This window comes from Streptomyces sp. MnatMP-M17 (assembly GCF_900091995.1).
Taxonomy (GTDB): Bacteria; Actinomycetota; Actinomycetes; order Streptomycetales; family Streptomycetaceae; genus Streptomyces.
In genome coordinates, this window is sequence record NZ_FMDK01001059.1 from 1 (window position 1) to 1,952 (window position 1,952).

A 1,952-nucleotide genomic window follows, 5' to 3' on the forward strand; every position below is an offset into this window, starting at 1 on the left:
GCGCGCCGCTGTCGAAAGGGAGGCTGTGCTCGATATGCGGCTCCGCCGCGCGGGCGGAGGTTCGCGAGGTACGAGCGAATCGAGCACGGTCGACCGTCGACAGTGGCAGAAAGCGCCCGGAGGCGAACCGAGCCTCAAAAAAGAGGGGGACCTTCTTACATCATGTCTTCGATGTCTGCGGCGATGGGGTCCGCGTCCGTGCCGATGACTACCTGGATCGCGGTGCCCATCTTGACGACGCCATGTGCCCCTGCGGCCTTGAGAGCGGTTTCGTCGACGAGGTCCGGGTTGACGACCTCGGTGCGGAGGCGGGTGATGCAGCCTTCGACTTCTTCGATGTTGTCGAGCCCGCCGAGCCCGGCGACGATCTTCTCAGCCTTGGTGGCCATGGTGTTCTCCCTGACTGTCGCTCACTGTCACTTTCGTACCGCTTCGTCACGGTAACGCACAGTTGGACCATCTTCGCGGGCGCACCTTCACGTCGTACCCAATGATGACGATCACCGGCACCTCGCCCGCGACCGACCGGCCCCGCGAGCCTACCGCAACTGGTCTACACCAGTCGGGCACCGCCACCGCCACCAGACGGAAGGACCCGATGAGCGGCGACAGCACGGCAGCGCCCCGGCCGGGTCCGCCCGAGCCGCCGCGGGCGAGGAAGTGGTGGAACGGGCTGTTCCAAGGGCTTCAGAAGATCGGGCGGAGCCTTCAGCTCCCGGTGGCCACGCTGCCGGCCGCGGGACTGCTGGTCAGCCTCGGGAATCTGTTCTCCGCCTATCTGCACGGACCGTTCTGGGACAAGACCGCGAAGGTGCTCAACCTGGGCGGCGGCGCCGTTCTGGACGGGGCGTTCGGGCTGCCGCTGCTCTTCTGTATCGGCGTCGCGATCGGCTTCGCCAAGAAGGCGGACGGTTCGACCGCGCTCGCCGCCGTCGTCGGCTTTCTCGTCTACCACGGTGTCCTGGCCGCCTTCCCGGTCGGCGGTTCGGTGACCAAGGACCGGCCCGACGGCGTCCCGCAGAATCCCGGTGTGCTCGGCGGCATCCTGATCGGGCTGCTCACGGCGGTCGTCTGGCAGCGCTTCCACCGTACGAGACTGGTCGACTGGCTCGGCTTCTTCAACGGCCGCCGTCTGGTGCCGATCCTGATGGCCTTCCTCTGCACACTGCTCGGCGTGGCCTTCGGGCTGCTGTGGGAGCCGGTCGGGGACGGGCTGACCGCGTTCGCCAAGCGGCTCATCGATCTGGGCGCATGGGGAGCGGGCATCTTCGGGCTCGCCAACCGGCTGCTCATTCCGATCGGCCTGCATCAGTTCCTGAACACTTTCTTCTGGTTCCAGGCCGGTACGTACACCAAGCCGGACGGCACCGTCGTCATGGGTGATCTGACGCGGTTCTTCGCCGGAGATCCGACGGCGGGCCAGTTCATGTCGGGATTCTTCCCGGTCATGATGTTCGGGCTGCCGGCCGCCGCGCTCGCCATCGCGCACTGCGCGCGCCCCGAGCACCGCAAGCGCGTCGGCGGGCTGATGTTCTCCGTGGCGCTGACCTCGTTCGTCACGGGAGTGACCGAGCCTCTGGAGTTCTCCTTCATGTTCGCGGCGCCGCTGCTGTACGGAGCGCACGCGCTGCTGACGGGCGCGTCGATGGCGATCACCTGGGGGCTGGGCGTGCACGCGGGCTTCAGCTTCTCGGCCGGCCTGATCGACTATGTCGTGAACTGGCACCTCGACACCAAGCCCTGGCTGATCATTCCGATCGGGCTCTGCTTCGCGGTGGTGTACTACGTGGTCTTCCGCGCCGCGATCACGCTCTTCGACATTCCGACGCCCGGGCGGGAGCCCGAGGAGCTGGAGCGGGAGATCGAGCAGCAGAACACCAAGCCGTGAGGGCCGGCCACGGCCTGGGCCATGGCAACCGGCCGCAACGGCCGGCCGTGGCCGGCCGCTATGG

2 protein-coding genes are annotated in these 1,952 nt (G+C 67.4%); one reads left to right on the plus strand and one right to left on the minus strand.

The genetic code is table 11. The features are described 5' to 3' along the window. Positions 1 to 155: 155 nt before the first annotated feature. On the minus strand, positions 156 to 389 hold the full coding sequence (locus tag GA0115259_RS35825; RefSeq protein ID WP_046508435.1) for a PTS sugar transporter subunit IIB: 234 nt from the start codon (positions 387 to 389) through the stop codon (positions 156 to 158). A gap of 209 nt (positions 390 to 598) precedes the next feature. On the opposite strand from GA0115259_RS35825, the gene GA0115259_RS35830 reads away from it, so the two are divergent. Beyond that, positions 599 to 1,888 carry a PTS transporter subunit EIIC gene (locus GA0115259_RS35830; protein WP_093604577.1) on the plus strand — a complete coding sequence of 430 codons (1,290 nt, stop codon included), beginning with the start codon at positions 599 to 601 and terminating at the stop codon, positions 1,886 to 1,888. Positions 1,889 to 1,952: the final 64 nt, after the last annotated feature.